Below are 15,273 nucleotides of genomic sequence, written 5' to 3' on the forward strand. Positions count from 1 at the left end.
CGTGATGAAGGCCGTGGGCGTGGCCGGTCCCGAGGATCTGGATCAGCTGTGGGATTATGGCTTGGTTGCCGACCTGTTGCTGGTCGATGCCAAGCCCGCCCCTGACGCCGATCTGCCGGGCGGCAACGGTCTTGCCTTTGATTGGCGGTTGCTGGTGGGGCGGCGCTGGCTGAAACCCTGGCTTTTGGCCGGGGGGCTGACGCCCGAGAATGTTGCTCAGGCCATTAGGCTGACCGGGGCGCAGGGGGTTGATGTCTCCTCGGGGGTCGAGGCCGCGCCCGGCGTCAAGGATCATGCCAAAATCCGCGCCTTTGTACGGGCGGCCAATCCCCAATGAGCAGTGTGATCTGGCGCGACGCGGTGGCGGATGATGTCGCCGCGGTCGTGGCACTTTTGCGCGACGATGCTTTGGGGCAGGGGCGCGAGCTGGGCGATTTGGCGCGCTATCTTGCGGCATTCGAGGCAATGGAACGTGAGGGGGCGAACCATCTGATCGTTGCCGATCGCGGTGGTGAAATTCTTGCCTGTTATCAGATCACCTTTATTTCCGGCCTGTCGCTGAATGCCAGCCGCCGCGCCCAGATCGAGGGGGTGCGGGTGGCGCAAGATCTGCGCGGGCAGGGCATCGGTGCTTTGCTGGTTGAAGATGCCCAAACGCGGGCAAAGGCTGCGGGATGCAGCGTTTTGCAGTTCACCTCCAACAAAAGCCGTAGTGATGCGCATCGTTTCTATCAGCGCCTTGGCTTTACCCCTTCCCATATCGGATATAAGAAATCTCTTTAGGTTTGCGCGATGCGGCGCGCCGGAAATTCAAGACAGGATAGCGCTATGGCGGATGATCTCGCGAACAGCTTCATGACCGGACCCGATGAACAGGGTCGTTTCGGCATTTTCGGCGGGCGCTTTGTCAGCGAAACCCTGATGCCGCTGATCCTTGACCTCGAACAGGAATATGAGCGCGCCAAGACCGATCCCGCCTTCAAATCCGAGATGGATGATTTGTGGGAGCATTACGTCGGTCGTCCCTCGCCGCTGTATTTCGCACCTCGTCTGACTGAACATCTGGGCGGCGCGAAAATCTATCTTAAGCGCGAAGAGCTGAACCATACCGGCAGCCACAAGATCAACAACGTGCTTGGCCAGATCCTGCTGGCGCGTCGTATGGGCAAGACCCGGATCATCGCTGAAACCGGTGCGGGTCAGCATGGCGTGGCCACTGCAACCGTCTGTGCGCGCTTTGGTCTGAAATGCATCGTCTATATGGGCGCAACCGATGTCGAGCGTCAGGCCCCCAACGTGTTCCGCATGCGTCTGCTGGGCGCCGAGGTCGTACCGGTCACCTCTGGGCGCGGCACCTTGAAGGATGCGATGAACGATGCGCTGCGTGACTGGGTCACCAACGTGCGCGATACCTTCTATTGCATCGGTACGGTTGCTGGTCCGCATCCCTATCCGGCGATGGTTCGCGACTTCCAGTCGATCATCGGTCGCGAGACGAAATCTCAGCTGATGGCGCAAGAGGGCCGTTTGCCTGACAGCGTGGTCGCAGCCATTGGCGGCGGCTCGAATGCGATGGGGCTGTTCCATCCCTTCCTTGACGACCGCTCGGTGCGCATTATCGGCGTCGAGGCGGGTGGCAAGGGCGTCGATGAACGCATGGAGCATTGCGCCAGCCTGTCGGGCGGCCGCCCCGGCGTGCTGCACGGCAACCGCACCTATCTGCTTCAGGATGCCGAGGGGCAGATCCTGGAAGGGCATTCGATCTCGGCTGGTCTGGACTATCCTGGTATCGGTCCTGAACATGCCTGGCTCAAGGAGCAGGGCCGTGCGGAATATGTCAGCGCAACCGATACCGAAGCATTGGGTGCATTCCAGCTGCTTTGCGAGACCGAGGGCATCATCCCCGCTCTCGAGCCCTGCCATGCGCTTGGCTATGTTCAGAAATTGGCACCGACCTTGCCCAAGGATCACCTGATGGTGGTCAATCTCTCGGGGCGTGGAGACAAGGATATCTTCACCGTCGCCAAGCATATGGGCGTCGAAATCACCGCCTGACCTTGCTCTGCCGCGCTCGGCGCGGCAGATCACGACTGTGTGAGGGGGGAAACTGCATGCTTTCTTGTGTGTTGGATGGGTATCTCATGCAAATGGAGCAAGCCATGCTGAAGAACCCCCTTACCCTCGCTGCCACGGTTGCCAAAGTAGGTGTTATTTCTGCGCTACTGGCGGGGGCGGCCTTTGCACAAACGACCACTGTCACCGAAACCACCGTACCAGCTGATGCGGTACCGCTGTCCGCCCAGGGACTAAGCGATGTTCAGGTCAAGGATTTCCTGACGGCCAAGGGCCTGACTGACATCAACGTCTCGCGCGCTGATGGCAAAATCAAGGCGACTGGCAGCAAGGAAGGCAAGTCGATCGAACTGATTTATAACGAAGCTGACGGCAAGCTGATCACCGTAGATGGCAATTCCGGTGAAGGCGGCGCCTATGTCGACTTCATGAACCTTGGCGCTCCTTCGGGGAACTGATCCTTTTGCACCTCGGCATATTTCAAGCAGGCCGGCGCAACAGCGCCGGCTTTTTCGTTGGCATCCAGCCTAAGCTCGGCGCAAAGCGCGCAGCGCCTGCGCTGTAAGTTCTCAGATAATTCGCGCCCGTTCACACTGATTTTCAACACCCGTAGGCATTCGAATGCTGCAGGCGCTTCGAGCCCTCATCTGCCGTATGACTGACAGAAGATTAGCCCCGAACTTAGCGTTCATTCCACGCTCAGCAATCTTCGACAGGCTCAGTGAGATCACTTGCATCATCCCGCGGCGCAGTCCTTGCCTCAGTCCGGGTTTATACCTTCGGTTTTCCTGGTTTCGCATGAAAGGTTACTTAGCAGGATGTCGCGGATTGGGCTGACATGCCTGTTGCGCAGCGTCACAGCCTCGAAAAGTTCGGGCCCGTCATTGGCAACCATGGCCAGCGCCTCAGCGATCAAATCGTAGCTCGGTGTGCGGATCTTCGGACGCGGTCCGATTGAGGCGACCGCCCGCGCCAGCAGGTGCGTTAGCCCCTGCGTCATTGCGGCCTGACGATCATGCTCCTCTGGGGTGGTGATAAAAACATTAAAGCGCATCAGTCGCAGGAATGCCACGAGGGCCCGCCACTTTTCGCCTCTGATAGGGCAAAGCACGATCTGACAACCCGACAGCCCATTTCGTGCGGCCTTCGGCCCGAACATCGGGTGACTTGCAAGTATTTCCACATATTCCGGAACGGATTTCATCATCAGGTGGACGGGTTCTTCCTTGATCGAGCAGACATCAACCACGAGCTGTCCAGGGCGAAGCTGAGGCGAAATCTCTCGCAGACACTCACCCAGTTTTTGCACCGGGACAGCCAGAATTACGATGTCGGCTGACACGTCTACGACATCGGTGGTTTGTAGTCCGAGCTTTTCAGCCTCCTGCAATGCCTCATCGGATCTATCGCAGACCGAGACAGGCGCATGGGCCGAGAGCAATTCCGCCAAGAGACGCCCGAACGAACCGAAGCCAATGATGGCGATTGATGGGGGAGTGGGAAACATAAACCTGATCCAGTCAATACGGGCCAGAGGTTCATGTGAAAGATGAAGGACCGCTGGCAGGAAGCAGCGGCAAACACAAGATGCTCCGCTACCTAAGGCAGCGGGTAATACGACGCAGAAAAGAGGCGGACGCTTGATGTCATGGGGTACTCACTAGGCTGCTTTCGATATGCCGTCAATGTTCGCTTCCTCTCGCAGAGCAGTCCGCGCTCGCTTGGCCCGGTGCCGCTGGCGGGTGCAAGCCGTCAGGACCGACGCTTGGAGCCCATAGCTTCGGGTCGCAGCCTGATGACAAGTTGCCCCAATCAGGTTCCTGCGGTCCCAATGCCAGTGAGCGGCTTTGCCTGTCTTGCCTCGCGTCACCACTCAGAATGACCGCCCCCTATAGCAAGGGACGAAGCGCCATCTCTGCCCCAAGCAGCAGCAAAAATCCGAGAAACAACCGTCGAAACGTCACAAATGAGATGCGGTTGCGGAGCTTCTGTCCCGCCCACATGCCGATCAGCGCTGGCATAAGCGCCACCAGCGACAGCCCTATGATGCCTACGGAAAATGCCCCATGCGCACCAAGGGCGAGGGCGAGTGCCACCGTCGACACCGTGAACGACAGCCCGAGCGCCTGAACCAGATCATCCTTCGACAGGCCAAGCGATTGCAGATAGGGCACGGCAGGGATGACAAAGACGCCGGTCGCACCGCTGACCAGACCGGTTATTGCACCGATAATCGGCGACAGCACGGGTTCCATCCGCGATGGAACCGAGAGCTGCCGCGCAAACAGGCTGTATCCGGCATAGATCACCAGAGCTGCTCCCAGAAGCGACCGCGCCACGTCCGCATCTCCGCCAGCAAGCCATGCTGCCCCCGGCACGGTGCCCGCGCAGATTGCTAGCATCATCGGCCAGAACCGCCGCAGAACAGGACGCAACGCTGGCCCTGCCAGCAGCTGCCATAGATTGGTGACGAAGGACGGCACGATCAGCAGGCTCGCCGCATGGAGAGGCGACAAAAGAGCGCCCAGAACCCCCATGGCCACCGTTGGCAGCCCCATGCCGGTCACGCCCTTGACGGCGCCGGCTGCAAAGAAGGTCACGAGGATCAGCACGAGGGCCGGAAAAGATATATCGCTCATTGCACAGCTGTCCGAATCTTGCCCCCGTCGGACCACTCCTCTGTCGCCCGCCGCGCCAGATCCTCCTGATCGCAGATCAACACGAGCTGGTTGTGATGATCAGAATATTGCACAAGGATGTCGACCCCAGCCACCGCGAGCGCACGAGAGATCGCGCCAAGCTGGCCCGGAGTGCCTTGTTTTAACCTGCGGATGATCGGTGTGCGGATCGCCGCGACCGTGATCCCGGCATTGCGCGCGGCATGGGCTGCGGCCTCGCCATCACGGAACAGGAAATGTGCGATGGCCCGGTCCCCGGCGCCGAAAACCCCGCCACCTTCGAACGGGACCCCGGCGCGTCCCATTGCCTCGCCAAGTTCTGCCAGCGCACCGGGACGGTTTTCCAGATGAAACTCAAGGTCAAACATGATCGGAGGTATCTTTGTGGATCGCGCGGCTGTCGGTCGGAGCCTCAGTGCGGGCGGTCATGCTGTAGTCCCTCGTTACCGCAGCGATACGCAGATGGTAATCGGCAAAAACATGATCGCGGCCAGCGGCCTGCACGCGCCGATGTTCCGGCAGATTGCGCCATGCTGAGACCGCCGCCTCGTCGCGCCAAAAGGACAGCGACAGAACCTTGCCGGGATTTGTCAGGCTCTGGAACCGTTCGATAGAGATAAAACCATCGAGATCCGCCAGCAGCGGGCGCAGTTCAGCCGCCAGATCGAGATATTCGGCATGCGCCCCTCCGGGAACCCAAGCCTCGAAGATGACCGCGATCATGCGCGCTCTCCATGCGGGGCCGAGGCCAGTTTGACAAACAGGCGGCTTTCACGGCGGATAAAGCCCTCGCGTTTGGCGAATTCATAGTTCTCGCGTCCCAGCGGGTCTGCCGCCAATCTTGCGCGATAGGCCTCGTATTCTGCCAATGAGGGCAACGAATAAATGCCATAGGCTGTCGAGGTCGATCCTTCATGCGGGGCGAAATAGCCGATCAGATCGGCGCCGCAGCGCGGGCTGCATTCACCCCAGTTGCGGGCGTATTGCGCGAAGAGTTCGCGCCGGTTCGGGTCGATGTCATAGGTGATGACGCAGGTAATCATGGGCTTGGCCTTTCTTGCTGACGCCAGACCTACCCGATTGGCGGCAGCGAATGGTTCGATTAGGATCGAACCATGAGAGAAGGTCCTGATATCGCCCGTGTTGCCGCCCTTGTGGCTGATCCTGCGCGCTGCGCGATGCTGATTGCGTTGATGGATGGACGCGCCCTGACCGCGACCGAACTTTCGGGCCTTGGTGGTATCACCAAGCAAACCGCCAGCTCTCACCTTGCTAAATTGGTGGATGGAGAGGTGCTGGTGGTCGAGGCGCAGGGGAGGCACCGCTACTTCCGCTTAGCGGGCCCTCATGTTGCCAGTCTGCTTGAGGCGCTGATGGTGTTTTCCAGCGATGCTGCACCCCCGATGCGAACCGGCCCGCGTGATCCGGCCCTGCGCAAGGCTCGCATCTGCTATGATCATCTGGCCGGAGAGATGGGCGTCCGGCTTTTCGAGCAGATGCTGGCGGGTGAATGGTTGGCGGATGATCTCAACGTGACCAATTACGGCAGGGATAAGCTGGCTGAAATTGGTCTGGATATCGAGGCCCTTCCGCTAAGCAATCGCCCCCTGTGCCGTGCCTGCCTCGACTGGAGCCAGCGACGACAGCATCTGGCCGGGCGGCTAGGTAAGGCCATATTGGACCATCTGATTGCCAGATCATGGGCGCGGCGATTGCCCGCCTCCCGCATCATCAGTTTCACCGCGGAGGGAGAGCGGAGCTTTGAAGGTTGGCTGCGCTGACCGGCAGCTTTTCCCGCATGGCAGCCGCCGCAGCTTGGCCCAGTGCTGCTGCGGCGGCGAGCCGTAAGGACCGACGTAAGGAGCCCTTAGCGGATGTTCACAGGCCACGGAAAGCAGTGCGAAATTGCTCGTGAACCAGCTCACTTGACATATTTTCAGGGAAGACCACACGAACGCTCAGATAATCACCTGTTCGGGAACCGCAATTATAAGACCAGCTAATCAATTGGCATGGGACGGTTGCCGCAGCAGCTGCAAGATCTGTCGCAAGCCTCTCTCTGCGTGCAGGTAGCAGGCACATGGGCTCAAGAAGGGGCATCAGCCCTGTATTCCTTGGGTCCCTTGGAATCGCTTTGCGTTGCAACATCGTCGAGAGCGAGGTAGCTGCACGATCCGCAGATGGCGACGCCCGGCCCTGCTACAATCGTTTCGCCAGAAATACGCGATCGACCGCAAAAACTGCATATAACCCCATTGTCCCCCCGTCCGAGCAGAAGACGACACGCCGCCTGAACTCTTTCTCTCAGGGAGATGGGGTAATGAACCGCCCCGGGTTTGCCGAAGGCTGATTACGGTTAGTACGCGGCCCTGGCTTCAGTTTCCAGAACCGCATAGAAATTGGCCTCTGCTTCGGCTGGGGGTGTGTTCCCGATCAGCTCGAGCAGGCGGCGGCTGTTGAACCAGTCGACCCATTCCAGAGTGGCATATTCGACAGCTTCGAAGTTCTGTCACGGCCCGCGCCTATGGATAACCTCCGCCTTGAATAGACCGTTGATCGTCTCGGCGAGGGCGTGGTCATCGCTGTCACCGACGCTGCCGAGCGATGGCTCGATGCCTGCTTCTGCCAGCCACTCACTGTAGCGAATGGCCAGATATTGGGATCCTCTGTCGCTATGATGAACAAGCACCATCCCTTTGGTCGGCAGCCTGACATGGACCGCCTGTGATGGACAGTTTGTTCGAAGGCATCGAGAACGAACCCGGCATGGGCCGTGGTGCTGACCCGCCAGACGACGATTTTGCGGGCATAAGCATCGATGACGAAAGCAACGTAAGCGAAGCCCCTCCAGGTCGCGACATAAGTGAAGTCGTCGTCCATTGGGCTCGGAGCAATGATGCCAGAATGAACGACCCCACAACATATTCGGTGCAGACACCTGGAACTAGCGGTTCACCTTATCCAGTGGGCAAGGCTGCTTCTTGTCTTGGATCGTTGTCCGATGCGGACTTCCCCTGATAACGCCCTGAATGCCCATGCTCTTCATCAACCGGCCAACGGCGCAGCTGTCGCCAGACTTTGCGCATGCCATAGACCTGATAGTCTACGTCGAACACACACCGAATCTCTGGCTGCAATGCTGCGTCCCAGCGTGCCCGATCTGACAATCATGCAGGATCGGCTCTCCTGGCCAGATGATCGTAATAGGTGGACGGGCAATCGGCAGAAGGCTGCAGATCGGCTAGACCGTGTGTGCCCCGATGGGCATCGATGAAACCCACCATCACTTCGACCGGCGGTCGAGCACCTCCGGCAATGCTCGAAGCGGTGCCGCATCGCCTTCAATCATCGCAAAATACGCTGACGCCTTAGGAAGGATCTCGCTCGCCTGGCGCAGTTCCCGGTTTAACGTTCCAGCGCCTTCAGGCGATCCGACATCTCGCTGGAAACACCCGGCGCTTGCCGCGGTCGACCTCGGTCTTCTTGACCCAGTCGTTCAAGGTCTGGGGTGCACAGCCAATCTTCGCCGCGATCGACATCACCGATTGCCAGCGCCAGCTTTGCTGACCCTCATTGTCGGGAACCATCCGAACCGCTCGCGCGCGAAACTCAGGGGAACCGTAGGACCGCGAAGCGAAAACCTGTTCGTTGTCTTGCTCATGATGCTCCACATTACTCAGGAGTTGGAGCCTCCGGCTAACCCGGCGCAGGTCACGTTGTCTGTAATACACGCATCAATCTCCGGGTAAGGAAATGGGAAGAAGAGCCCAGATGTCCTAGAGTGCGAGAGCAGATCGAGCGTAGTCACTGGCAAGGCGCATTACAGCTTCGCATGACAAACTGGGCTGTGCAGTGGCGCATAAACGCGCAGCTATTTACACATATCGGCAGAACTGATGGCGTTCGTCATTGATCAATTGGGCGAGGTTGAGGACGGGGATCGCTAACCAAGATCTCACATCAGGTCAGCGCCTGACGCTGTCGACCTGAAGCAGTCTATCGCGCCGACAGCGCCGCCGTAGTTGAGGCGAAACCATCAAATGCACTGTGTCGGGCTCATTCGCAAGAGGATCAGAGCCGGCCTCGTTCCGGCTTTTTCGGGCTCCCGGCTAGGCAACCCTATATAAGCAAACAGACAAGAGCTTCGTGTCATCCGTATCGGGTGTCACTAAAAAAAATGGGAAATTTCGTTGCCAAAAGGCAAAGATTACTGATCCTTGCCATCCCGTGAAAAGAGGCAGATAGATTTTCCATTTTGATCACCAGAGTTGCCTCTCCCTCTCATTGGCGCTGGGTCAACACACTGATTATGTGTGATTAAAATAGATTGGCCATGAGTCCATCACCAATAATGCTGGTCGGTCACGCATAGAGCTGCCGGATTTTCCTTTCCGTTAAACGCTGGACATCAGAGCTTAAGTCGCTGATCAGCCCCACCTGAGTGGTCCGTTTTAAAAGTTAGTGGATCACCGGCCTTTGGTCCATCGGGACGATGGTTTCCGGCGCCGACGGGCGATAGCCCAATGCGCTGTGGGGGCATTTCTGTAGTGCTTCCTCCACTGTTCGATCAGGATCTGTGCCTCGCGGAGGCTATGGAAGACTTTCCCGTTCAGCATTTCATCGCCAAAGCGAACGTTGAAGCTCTCGCAATTGCTGTTCTCCCAAGGCGATTTGGGCTCGATGTAAGCCGTTTTCGCGCCGACGGCGCTGATCCAGTCCCGGGCAATCAGGGCGGTGAAGCGAGTCATTGAAGGCGCCATGGGTCCGAGCCTAATTGCGAGCGGCCCATTGTCGGAACGAATGAAAAGCGGGAACGCTGCGCAAGGTGAACAGGTCGGTCAGTGCATCGATTACATCTGTCGAATTCAGCTTGCGCCGGACTTTGTTCGTCAGACATTCGCGGCTGAACCATTCGAGAATGCTCAGCGTGCGGAATAATGAGACCTTTGCCACAATTGGTCCGAGGACAATGGACGAATGCCGTCATCGGCGCGGCAATGAACAAAATCATACGGCCAGACATGATCGCAGTATCCCGGCCGCAACCGGATATATGATCCGTCATTCAGCCACAGCCTTCCCTTCTTCGGTTGTTTTATAGGCACTTTCAGCTTTGTCGGGAAAACAGTCCCCCGGACTGATTTCTGATCTTCCTCAGTCCCACTGCCATAAACTCTCAATCGACCTGTCGTTCACCTGCCGCCCGGCAGCCTGCCCTCGCGGCAGCTTATGCGGCGTGGAGCGATGTTGCTGAAGCTCTTGGCAGGCGCTTGCCGCTCGGGAACGTTCGGGCTCACTGCGGACATGATCGATGCAGGCCCGTCGGCGAGCGAGGCTCAGAAGGTTCGCCGACGCAGACCTTCGCTGCCCCACGCGGCCTCACTCAGGATCGGCTTATCCAACGTCAGATCCGAAACAGCACGTCTAAGCTGCTCATTCTCCTGCTGGCGCCACTTCAGTTCTGTCAGCTGATCTAAGGCCCATTCCGCGCTCGCCGGCGGTAATAGGTTTGTTCGACAACACCGATCGGCCGGGTTGCATCAAGACGTGACGGCCCTTGCCCCACCAGAACCTCAACCTGCCGCAATTTCGACACAATCTCTTCCGGATGCGGACGCTCGTTTGCCATTCTCGATCCTCCGTGTCCTAAACATTAAGGCGGGCGACTTGATTGGGGGAGGGTCCCTTAGCGCCACTTGCAAAAGTGCAGGCAAGCCGAGCGCATATTGTGCGGCTGGCGTGCCATTCAGTTCTTGCCCATTGCATCGACCAGCATATTGGCGACCGCGCGCACGGCGGGGGCGTGTCTCAGATCAGTATGGATCACCATCCACACCGGCCGCGCCGAAGGTTGCTCGCCAGCCACCCGGACCAGTTCCTTGCAGGGTTGCGCCATTACACATGGCAGTAGCGCGACACCAAGACCTGCTCGGGCTGCGGCAAGCTGGCTGTGAAAATCCCCCGTCAGCAGGTCGAGCGGACGATCTCCGGCAAACTCCTCCAACCAGCGTTGCTGAGGCACATGGGCCAGCGTTTCATCGAAGGCGATGAAGCGCCATTGCTGCGGTGGCAACCTGGCGATGTCCGGCGTTGCATAAAGCGCAAACTCAACCGTGCCAATACGCCGGATAATGTTCTGCTTACCCTGCGGCTCTACCATCCGCACCGCCAGATCGGCCTGGCCACTGTCGAGCGAGGCGATCTGCGAGTTGGCGGAAAGCACGAGTTGCAAGTCGGGATGGTCGGCGCGCAAATCACGCAAGGCCGGGATGATGACCTCGCTGACAAGCACTGGCGGCGCGCTTAGCCGCACGCGCCCGGTCAACGTGCCCTGCGCGGCATGCGTCAGACGTTCGATCCGCTGCGCGCCTTGTTCCATGTCCCGGGCAATTCCGGCGACAGCCTTACCCTTCTCGGTCAGGGATGTGGACCGCGCCAGGCGGCGAACAAGCGTTTGTCCCAGACTCTCTTCCAGCGCACTAATCCGGCGCGATACCGTGGCATGGTTGACGCCCAAAACCCGCGCCGCGCCCGCCAGCGAGCCTTCGCGGTCCAGCACCGCAAGCACATGCAGATCATCCCAGTTCATCTGATAAATATTGCACAGATGGCGTGCAAGGTCATGCAATATTCATGAGGCCACGCATTTGCGAGAAGGGATAGGTCGAATAATAGGAGCAAGACAATGATCCCCACACTTCCGATTGGAACCGATGGTCCGAACCTACCCGCGCTTGGCCTTGGGTGCATGGGCATGTCCGAATTCTATGGCGAAAGCGACGATACTCTATCGCTTGCCGTTCTTGCCCGCGCCTATGAGTTGGGTGTGAGGATGTTCGACACAGCGGACATGTATGGGAATGGCCATAACGAAGACCTGTTGGCGCAGTTTCTCAAACAGGGCCGTCCGGACGCCCTCATCGCCACCAAATTCGGAATTCGTAAGGCGCCGGGCGAATATACGCGTACCATCGACAACAGCCCAGACTATATCCGACAGGCCTGTGATGCCTCATTAAAACGCTTGGGCGTTGAGCAGATCGGTCTCTACTACGTTCACCGCGCCGAAGCTGGGCGGCCTATCGAAGAAACCATGCAGGTGCTGGCCGATTTGGTGCAAGCGGGCAAGATCGCGCGGATTGGGCTTAGTGAAGTTTCTGCCGATACCCTGCGCCGTGCCCATCTAGTGCATTCCGTGGCGGCCGTGCAGAGCGAATATTCGCTGACCACGCGCGACATGGAGGCCGAGGTATTACCAACCTGCCGCGAATTGGGCGTCGCCTTCGTAGCCTACAGCCCATTAGGGCGCGGCCTGCTGTCAGGTGCGTTCGACCGCGACAGCCTTGCCGAGAATGACTTTCGTCGCAATATGCCCCGTTTCGGAGGCGACAATCTGGCCTCCAACACCGCGCGTCTCGATGCCCTGCGCGCCATTGCCGACGCGCGAGAGGCAACGCCATCTCAAGTGTCCCTCGCTTGGGTATTGGCCAAAGGTGTGCTGGCGATCCCCGGTACCAAGCGGCTCAGCTATCTGGAACAGAATATCGCCGCCGCCAACCTGCGCCTGTCCGCCGAGGACATCGCAAAGCTCGATCAAGCCTATGCGCCGGGCAGCTTCACCGGCGACCGCTATACCGCCGAGGGTATGAAAGGGGTGAATGTATGAGCGCCAATACCATGCCTCGCGCACAGCAAACCCGCATGATCGGAGATCACGCGATGAAACGGATGACGGGTCAGATGCAGGAAGCCATCCTAGCGTCTGTCGGCGCGCATTCCCCAGTGTTAGCAGAGAGTCTGGTGGCTCATGCCTTTGGCAAGATCATCGGCCAGACTTCGCTCGGCTATGGAGAACGCGAACTTGAAACCATCGCCATGCTCGGGGCCATAGGGGGATGCGAGACCCAGTTGCGAACCCATCTGGCCTTTGCGCTGGATTGTGGCCTTGCGCCTGAGGAAATCATTGCCAGCGTCGAGCAGGTCTCTGTCTATGCAGGTTATCCACGCGCGCTGACCATGCTGCGCATCGCGCGCGAAGCGATGCAGGAAAAAGGTGAGAAATTACTGGTCGCGAAGGTGTTTCCCTTAAGCGATCACGACACATGCCTGTTTGATAGCGGTGGCGAAAAACCAGCCATGATTTTGCTCCACGCCCTTGGCCTTGATTGGCGAATGTGGTCGCGTGTCATTCCGCTTCTGGTGCCGCATTTCCGCGTTATCGTCTATGATCTGCGTGGGTTTGGCCGAGCGGCGTTTGCACCGCAGGTCGGCGACCTGAGCCATTATGCGCAGGATGTGGCGGACCTGATGGATCGTCTGGCATTGGCCTCTGCCCATATCGTCGGTCTGTCGCTTGGTGGATCGATTGCATTGGAATTTGCGTTGCATCAGCCCGACCGCGTCAAGGACCTGACCGTGATTGCAGCCACTGCATGGTCATTGCCCGCTTTCGAGCAACGCGCCTGTTCTGCTGAATCTTTGGGAATAGAAGCACAAGTCATCCCCAGCCTGACCCGCTGGTTTCGCGCCGACGATTTAGCGGTGAATGACTGGCCGGTGCGCTATGCTAGAAATTGCCTGCGCCGCGCATCCGTGTCTGACTGGAGTGCTGCATGGCGGGCCATGGCCGGAATTTCCCTCGATAGCAGGCTGAAGGAGATTACGGCGCCGATCCGTATCGTTGCTGGAGAGTGCGACCAATCCACGCCGCCTACGCTTATGAACCGGCTCAATTACGGTGCGAGGCGAACATTCGAGGTCATCGGAAATGCGCCCCATATGATCGCCTTAACCCATCCCGAGGAATTGGCGATTTCAATCCTAAGACCGGTCTCATAGGCAACAGCTATTGACGGCCGCTCTGGGGGCCAAACTGAAGCATCAGCCCGAAGCGGACAGTTAAGACCGGTGCCGGGCACCGCCGCGCCCGGCCTTTTGAAGACAGTCGGCAAAATCAGGTTCGGGTGCGGTGTTCTCGATGCTTGCCATTTGGCATGCAAGCCATCAGCTGCGGTTTCCCGGCCCGCTTTGCCGTCGACACCCCCCCAGTCTTTCATTCACCCGCACATCAATGTGACCCAATTGGCCGTCGGCTGCGCCGTTCAAAGGACTGGTATTGGCTGCCCATTTAGGGGCCACGTATCACACGCAGACAACGTGAGAGCCGAGGCCCCAAAAATAAGCAATTTCATCAGTTTCAAAGGTGTTCGGTCCATTCAATACAAATCCCTTCTGGCAAGTCAGGTCGATCCCTCTTATCGCCTGCGGTCAGAACAGACCCTGATCCATCGGCACCGCTAACTGGCGCGTTTTCCTGGACCCATTGCCGGCTTTGGGTTGCGTGGGTGCTTTTCTCAATTCAGCGTTCCTTAAACCTAACGAAGGGTCACCTCAGCTGGGGCAGGGCAGTGCGTGAACTGACGATGCCAATCTGCGGAGGCATCGTTGTAAAGCGCGAAGCTGAACTCACAGCTTTTGTTCGGACTTCCTAATCTCAGCCGTGCTTTTCAACAGCCAATCCCGCATCAGTTTTATCCTTGGCACAGCAGCCTTGTTTTTTGAGGTCACCACCCAATAGGCCTTTTCGCTGCCGCTGATGGCTTTGAATGGCTGTATCAATTGGTGTCGCGCGATGAAGGGACGGTAGAGATGCTCGGTCAGGATAGCGGCACCCTGATCGGTGATGGCACCAATGGCGTCATAGACCTGCATGCTCAGGCTCGGCCCGCGAATAATGCGTTTGGGGTCAAGCTCGACACCCACACTGGAAAACCAGCTGGACCAGCCAGGGTTCTCAGCTCCGCACCAGGGGACTTTATAAAGATCCTCGGGGACATGGATGCCACCAACCTGTTCGGCCAAAGTCGGGCTGATCATCGGAGTAAGGTCGGCGCCAAATAGATAGTCCTTCGCGACATCGGGCCAGTCACCCGATCCGGTGCGAATACCGATATCAACATCTTCTTGATCGAAGTCGATCAGACGACTGGCAGTGTCAACTTTGACTGCCAATTTCGGATGCAGCAGCTGGAAACCACCTAGATGAACCGCGAGCCAATTGGACGCGAAACTCGGCACGCTGGTTATGGACAGCACGCCTGACTGTTCTTCGCGCAATGAGAGCCACGCTTCTGCCAAACGCGCCATTGCCATCGTCGCTTCTGGCGCAAGGCGTTTGCCGACTTCTGTCAAGGCAATCTCTCGGGGCTTCCTGACGAACAGCGGGGAATGCGCGCGCTCTTCTAAGATTTTTATCTGATAGCTCACGCCGGATTGCGTCATGCCCAGCTCTTCTGCTGCCAGAGTAAAACTGCCCAGTCGTGCCGTGGCCTCGAAGGCACGCAAGGCGTTCAAAGGCGGCAAGTTCCAGCCCATATGCATCAGTCCTGTTAATCCATTCATGTCGAGATTGAATTGGATTTCACAGGATAACAAGCGCATTTGTTGTGTCGAACCAACCGTCATCTTGGGCAATTTCATGACACGCTTATGTCGATCAGCTCTGCTGCTGCGGAGGAGATTT

Annotated in this window: 15 protein-coding genes, 2 pseudogenes and 1 other annotated feature; of the genes and pseudogenes, 7 read left to right on the top strand and 10 right to left on the bottom strand. The window is 58.3% G+C overall.

Annotation, left to right across the window (positions count from 1 at the left end):
* The 4 genes from RTS12_RS03745 to RTS12_RS03760 form a co-directional block, all read left to right on the top strand.
* A partial coding sequence (locus RTS12_RS03745) for a phosphoribosylanthranilate isomerase (protein ID WP_409455663.1) occupies positions 1-337 on the top strand: 337 nt, incomplete at its 5' end.
* Entirely contained in the window at positions 334-783 is a 450-nt protein-coding gene (locus RTS12_RS03750; protein ID WP_312525641.1) for a GNAT family N-acetyltransferase, read from the top strand. The genes RTS12_RS03745 and RTS12_RS03750, both read left to right, overlap by 4 nt.
* 45 nt (positions 784-828) lie before the next feature.
* Positions 829-2,055, top strand: coding sequence for a tryptophan synthase subunit beta (gene trpB / locus RTS12_RS03755; protein WP_312525643.1), 1,227 nt, complete (start codon positions 829-831; stop codon positions 2,053-2,055).
* Between the two features lie 104 nt (positions 2,056-2,159).
* Complete coding sequence (locus RTS12_RS03760) at positions 2,160-2,531, top strand: hypothetical protein (RefSeq protein ID WP_312525646.1); 372 nt, start codon at positions 2,160-2,162, stop codon at positions 2,529-2,531.
* A gap of 302 nt (positions 2,532-2,833) precedes the next feature.
* Here RTS12_RS03760 and RTS12_RS03765 read toward each other — a convergent pair whose 3' ends face one another.
* The 5 genes from RTS12_RS03765 to RTS12_RS03785 form a co-directional block, all read right to left on the bottom strand.
* Positions 2,834-3,580, bottom strand: coding sequence for a prephenate dehydrogenase (locus RTS12_RS03765; RefSeq protein ID WP_312525649.1), 747 nt, complete (start codon positions 3,578-3,580; stop codon positions 2,834-2,836).
* A gap of 382 nt (positions 3,581-3,962) precedes the next feature.
* Positions 3,963-4,712 (bottom strand): sulfite exporter TauE/SafE family protein, encoded by a 750-nt coding sequence (locus tag RTS12_RS03770; RefSeq protein ID WP_312525652.1) that lies wholly within the window; start codon positions 4,710-4,712, stop codon positions 3,963-3,965.
* On the bottom strand, positions 4,709-5,119 hold the full coding sequence (locus RTS12_RS03775; RefSeq protein ID WP_312525654.1) for an amino acid-binding ACT domain-containing protein: 411 nt from the start codon (positions 5,117-5,119) through the stop codon (positions 4,709-4,711). Before RTS12_RS03775 ends, RTS12_RS03770 begins: the two co-directional genes overlap by 4 nt.
* On the bottom strand, positions 5,112-5,474 hold the full coding sequence (locus RTS12_RS03780) for an antibiotic biosynthesis monooxygenase (RefSeq protein ID WP_312525655.1): 363 nt from the start codon (positions 5,472-5,474) through the stop codon (positions 5,112-5,114). The genes RTS12_RS03775 and RTS12_RS03780 overlap by 8 nt, the downstream gene beginning before the upstream one ends.
* Entirely contained in the window at positions 5,471-5,794 is a 324-nt protein-coding gene (locus tag RTS12_RS03785) for an NIPSNAP family protein (RefSeq protein ID WP_312525657.1), read from the bottom strand. The genes RTS12_RS03780 and RTS12_RS03785 overlap by 4 nt, the downstream gene beginning before the upstream one ends.
* 72 nt (positions 5,795-5,866) lie before the next feature.
* Here RTS12_RS03785 and RTS12_RS03790 point away from each other — a divergent pair, with 72 nt between their 5' ends.
* Positions 5,867-6,532 (top strand): winged helix-turn-helix domain-containing protein, encoded by a 666-nt coding sequence (locus RTS12_RS03790; RefSeq protein WP_312525659.1) that lies wholly within the window; start codon positions 5,867-5,869, stop codon positions 6,530-6,532.
* A 305-nt stretch (positions 6,533-6,837) separates the two neighbouring features.
* Here the strand turns inward: RTS12_RS03790 and RTS12_RS20780 are convergent, their stop codons facing one another.
* The 4 genes and pseudogenes from RTS12_RS20780 to RTS12_RS03805 form a co-directional block, all read right to left on the bottom strand.
* Positions 6,838-7,065: a ClpX C4-type zinc finger protein gene (locus RTS12_RS20780; protein ID WP_409455664.1), complete on the bottom strand. Its 228-nt coding sequence runs from the start codon at positions 7,063-7,065 to the stop codon at positions 6,838-6,840.
* 42 nt (positions 7,066-7,107) lie between these two features.
* A pseudogene (locus RTS12_RS03795) lies at positions 7,108-8,412 on the bottom strand (IS3 family transposase).
* Positions 7,964-8,071, bottom strand: a sequence feature (AL1L pseudoknot). It overlaps the preceding pseudogene by 108 nt.
* Before the next feature lie 797 nt (positions 8,413-9,209).
* A pseudogene (locus RTS12_RS03800) lies at positions 9,210-10,380 on the bottom strand (integrase core domain-containing protein).
* A gap of 117 nt (positions 10,381-10,497) precedes the next feature.
* Positions 10,498-11,340: a LysR family transcriptional regulator gene (locus RTS12_RS03805; protein WP_312525661.1), complete on the bottom strand. Its 843-nt coding sequence runs from the start codon at positions 11,338-11,340 to the stop codon at positions 10,498-10,500.
* Positions 11,341-11,436: 96 nt separating this feature from the next.
* Between RTS12_RS03805 and RTS12_RS03810 the strand changes: the two genes are divergently transcribed.
* Positions 11,437-12,417 (top strand): aldo/keto reductase, encoded by a 981-nt coding sequence (locus RTS12_RS03810; RefSeq protein ID WP_312525663.1) that lies wholly within the window; start codon positions 11,437-11,439, stop codon positions 12,415-12,417.
* A complete protein-coding gene (locus RTS12_RS03815) occupies positions 12,414-13,589 on the top strand; it encodes an alpha/beta fold hydrolase (RefSeq protein ID WP_312525665.1) in 1,176 nt (391 codons plus the stop codon). Before RTS12_RS03810 ends, RTS12_RS03815 begins: the two co-directional genes overlap by 4 nt.
* Before the next feature lie 627 nt (positions 13,590-14,216).
* Here RTS12_RS03815 and RTS12_RS03820 read toward each other — a convergent pair.
* Complete coding sequence (locus RTS12_RS03820; RefSeq protein WP_312525667.1) at positions 14,217-15,230, bottom strand: LysR substrate-binding domain-containing protein; 1,014 nt, start codon at positions 15,228-15,230, stop codon at positions 14,217-14,219.
* Positions 15,231-15,273 lie beyond the last annotated feature (43 nt).

This window comes from Paracoccus sp. (in: a-proteobacteria), from assembly GCF_032007265.1.
Classification (GTDB): domain Bacteria; phylum Pseudomonadota; class Alphaproteobacteria; order Rhodobacterales; family Rhodobacteraceae; genus Paracoccus.